The organism is Thalassobacter sp. (assembly GCF_982993085.1).
Genome location: NZ_CEZFMW010000179.1, coordinates 1 through 4,144 on the forward strand (window position 1 = coordinate 1; position 4,144 = coordinate 4,144).

A 4,144-nucleotide genomic window follows, 5' to 3' on the forward strand; every position below is an offset into this window, starting at 1 on the left:
CGGGCTGTTTTCCGCGTCATCAGTCTCATTGTTTGGTCCAGCCCCATCGTCCTCGGTCGGAACAGCCTGTACCCCTTGCGCCGGCGATCCCGGCCGGCGAAAATCGAGACCCAGCACGCGCTCGCGGTCGCGCTCAGCGGCAATCTCACGATCGACCTGCTCGGCGTCGTAGCCGCGCTCGGCGATGGCCTGCGTTCGGGATTTGAGCCCCGCCTCGATCTGCGCGATTTCGGCATTGGCGTCTTTCAACGGATCGACCCAGTCCCATTTCGTGGGGAGCCAGTCGGCCGCGAGCATGCGGGGACGATCGGCCTCATAGCCGGGCAAGGCCAGCGCGCCGGACAGTACCGCCAGATCCAGCCAGCGTGCATAGACCGGGCGGCAGAGTTGGTAGACCATCACGGAATGCTGCCAGGCCGAAACCCGACGGCGGAACTCGATCAGAGCCAGGCGCGAGTTAGAGAAGTTCCCCTTCACCATGTCATTGGCGAGGTAGGGGTAGGGGATGCCAAGTGCTGCCGAGATCTGCAGGAGCGTCCGATACTGGAACGGTTCATAGGTCGCGCCGCTGTCTGCCGGCTGGCCCACGGTCACATCCTCGCCGGGATCCAGCCGGACGATCTGGCCCGGGCTGATCTCGACGCCTGCGGGCATCTCCTCGTCGTCCAAGGGGGCGAGCGGGTTTTCCGGGGCGGGCGAGGTTACGAACATCGCGTACATCGCGGCGACCTTTTTCCGATCGAGCTCAGCGTCGTCATATTGATCCAAGAGGAACAGCTTCACGATGGCCGGGGCCAGTTTTGAGACGCCGCGCAGCTGGCCGCCTTCCACTGGGTCGATTACGTGGATGACCTCGCTGGCGGGCACGCGGACAATCTCGCCTGAGAGCCCTGGATCGGTGCTGTCGCCCGGATGGCGGCGCAGGAAGTGATAGGCCACACGCCGCCCGATCCGATCGAACTCGATCCCCTGACGGATGGCATTGCCATTCCGCGCTACGCCCGTTTCATGCAGCGGCAGCATCTCCGAAGGCAACATCTGCAGTTGGAGCGGCACCGTCAGCGCATCTTCGACCCGCCGGGGCCTGATCCGCAGGAACACTTCGCCCGCTAGGAACACCTCGCGCGCGGCGCGGCGCTGCAGCCCGTAGAAATCCGTCAGCCCTTCGGCGTCGGCCTCATCGGTCCAGGCGAGCCAGAGCCGCTGCAGCTCTTCTTTCCGGGCGGCATCGGCCAGCTTCGAGATCGGCTTGATCCCGTCGCCGACGGTATTCGCCGCCCAGCTTTCGACTGCATTCACTGCATAGCCATTGTTGCGGACAAGCCAGCGGGCACGGGCGGTGATGTCTGGTCCCGAGGCAGCGATCAGCGCGTTGACATGCGCGTGCGTTGCTTGGAACCCGCGCAATCGGCGATGATGCTGGCCCGCATCGAAGCCGCCGATGAATGCGCCGAGACGCTGTCGCCAGTTCATCACAGGTCCTTGATGGCAAAGGGACGCAACACGCGCCCAGCGCCACGCTCAAGTTTGGCAATGCGACGTTCGACATCACCTATGGCAGCGGCCAGTTCGGCATCCGTACCGTAATTGACGGTCTTGCCGTCATAGCTGACAGACCGCGTGCCGCTATAGCGCGCGGCCAAGAGCGCGTCGTGGCGGAGCTTCAACTCGTCGAGGTTCATTCATCATTCCATGTATTTGGGCGTGCTGATCTTCCAGCCGCGCCGCCGGGGCGATGCGATCCGCCCCGCCTGAGGTTCGGCCGGTTTCTCGGGCTCAGTACCCTGGGCTATGACAGTCGTTTCCACGCCCGCCTGCTTCTCCAACTGCCGCCACATCCGCTCGTCGAAGCGATCGGCCCCGAGGATCCACGCTGCGGCCCGCGCATAGACCCTTGTGTCGAGCGCCTCGTTCCGCTCGCGCATCTTTTGCCATTCCTGGCGGGCATAGCCGCGCTTATTGCGGATCGTCACCAATTGCTCGGCCACGAGCTGCTTTAGCCATTCGCTGTCGGCCCAGTCGGGCAGGTGGATCATTCCAGCCGGTACCGCCGCCTCTGGCTCGGATGGCCGCTCTATCCGCAGATAGCGATACGTTTCCGCCTTGAAGGTGGCCGTAGCCACCGTCCAGAGCCGCGCCCCACGCTTGAGCTTCCGCCCATTCACGGTCGCGTCGACAAAAGTTGGCCCCGACACCGGGGTCGCCCTGTTGAATCCTTCCAGGCCTTTGACCGGTGCCACCTGAGCAATGCCCTGCGCCCTTGCCCAGGCATAGACCGCAGAGGTCTCATAGCCGGTATCGATGGCCAGCTTGGCCAGTGGCATCACGGCGCCGTTTTCATGCACCCAAGTTCGGTTAAGCAGGTCCGTCAGCGCCTGCCAACAGGCGGGATCGCTAGGGCCACCCGGAATGACGATGTGATCGACAAGCCAACTTTCCAACCCACGACCCCAAGCCCAAACATCGACCTCGATGCGGTCTTTCTGCACGTCAGCACCGGCGGTCAGGAACAACCCGCCCACGGGCACCTGAGCGGCAAACACCTCACGCCGATCCGCCAGTCGCTGCCATTCAGGCGCATCGCCGCTTTCAACCCAGGTCTCGCCCAGAAGCGTGTTGCGCGCGGCGCGCAGCATCTCGTCTGAGCCTTGCGCTGCTAGCCAGTCCCGCGCGATCTGCTCCCAGCTCTTCCAGCCGATCGGCGAATAGAGCGCCGAGAGGTGGAACCCGATGGCATTGGGATCTGCACTGGTTGTCGTCGCCCGCCATTCCCCACGCGCCAACATGTCTGTCTTGTGATGCTCCGCAATTGAAGCTTCGCATCCCTCGCAGTCATAAGCTGCGGTTTCCGGCCGCCCCTTTTCCCAGCGCAGCCGTTCAAACTGCAGCCATTGCATATGCCCGCAATGTGGACAGGGCACGAAGTACCGCCGCTGATCACTGACCTCGAACTCTCGTTCAATCCGGCTTAGCCCTCGGATCGTTGGCGTCGAGACCATGAACACCTTACGCCGATGGGCAAAGGTCGTAGTCCGCGCCTCGGCCAAACTCACCGGATCACCTTCCTCGTCAGCCGAAGCTGGATAAGCATCGACCTCATCGAGAAACACATAACGCGCCGGCATCGAGCGTAGCCCTGTGGCCGAGTTAGCGCCTGTCAGCACTAAGATCCCGCCCGGAAACTCCTTGGACAGCATCGAATTGCCCGCATCTCGCGACCGTGCTGGCTGCACGCGTTCTTTCAGCGCCGGGCTATCCTCGATCAGCGGGTCGATCCGGCCGCGCGAAGTGCGCTTTGCCATCTCGACTGTGGGCAGCACCGCGAGCATCGGGCCGGGTGCATGATGGATCACAAAGCCGATCCAGTTGTTGCCGGCTTCCGTGGCCCCGACCTGGGCGGCCTTCATGAAGCTGATCCGTTGTGCCGGATTGTTTGGCGACAGCGCATCCATAATGGCGCGCAGATAGGGTGTGCGGGCCGTTCGGTATTGCCCGGGTTCAGCAGAGGCGCGCGAGGACAGCTTGCGATGCTTATCGGCCCATTCCGAAACTGTCAGGTCTGGGTCGGGCCGCATCCCCCGGCGCCAAGCGCGCAGGACTTCCTCGGCACCGTCAAAGGCGAGGTCGAGGCCTTCGGTCAGATCAGATGTTGGTCGCCCCTCGTTGTCACTCGGGCCGTTCGTCGCTCGCAAAGGTCCCCCAGACCTTTGCGTTTGGTTGTCACCAAACCGCTCCTCATCATTCAAGCGCGACCCTGAGGTCGGCCAGGGCGTCGAGTTGCTCTCGGACATGGGTTTCTAGCACCCTTTGCAGGATCGCAGTCTCGATCATCACCGCCTTGCCGGATGCTGTCTCCATCTCTGCGGACAATTGTGCGGCTATGAGGGCCGCAACACGTGTGGGCCAGGTGACCCAAAGATCCCGCTCCTGACGCGCCAGCCGAAACACCAGCGTCTCAGCGCGCGCCCGATCTACCAGCACGCCCTTTTTCTTCTGGATCGACAGCTGCCGTTCCTGCGCCTGGTAGACGGTCAGCGCCGTGCGGGCTTTGATATAGGACGTGCTGTCGCCCGAGGACGAGACCGCAGGCCCGTCATTCGCTGTACTGAGCCCGCCGCGCGAGCGCATCTGTTGATCCGGATCA

4 protein-coding genes are annotated in these 4,144 nt (G+C 63.4%); all 4 read right to left on the reverse strand.

Annotation, left to right across the window (positions count from 1 at the left end; genetic code table 11):
• On the reverse strand, window positions 1-1,473 hold a 1,473-nt coding region (locus AC4GMC_RS17350; protein WP_487879469.1), incomplete at its 3' end, for a phage portal protein.
• A complete protein-coding gene (locus AC4GMC_RS17355) occupies window positions 1,473-1,682 on the reverse strand; it encodes a phage head-tail joining protein (RefSeq protein WP_487878010.1) in 210 nt (69 codons plus the stop codon). The genes AC4GMC_RS17355 and AC4GMC_RS17350, both read right to left, overlap by 1 nt.
• 3 nt (window positions 1,683-1,685) lie before the next feature.
• Entirely contained in the window at window positions 1,686-3,791 is a 2,106-nt protein-coding gene (locus AC4GMC_RS17360; RefSeq protein ID WP_487878011.1) for a phage terminase large subunit family protein, read from the reverse strand.
• The coding region (locus tag AC4GMC_RS17365; RefSeq protein WP_487879470.1) for a hypothetical protein at window positions 3,739-4,144 on the reverse strand (406 nt) is incomplete at its 5' end. The genes AC4GMC_RS17360 and AC4GMC_RS17365, both read right to left, overlap by 53 nt.

Bases quoted from the DNA above. Each gene is read 5' to 3' on its own strand.
- AC4GMC_RS17355 (WP_487878010.1), bottom strand. From the start codon at position 1,682: ATGAACCTCGACGAGTTGAAGCTCCGCCACGACGCGCTCTTGGCCGCG.
- AC4GMC_RS17360 (WP_487878011.1), bottom strand. From the start codon at position 3,791: ATGTCCGAGAGCAACTCGACGCCCTGGCCGACCTCAGGGTCGCGCTTG.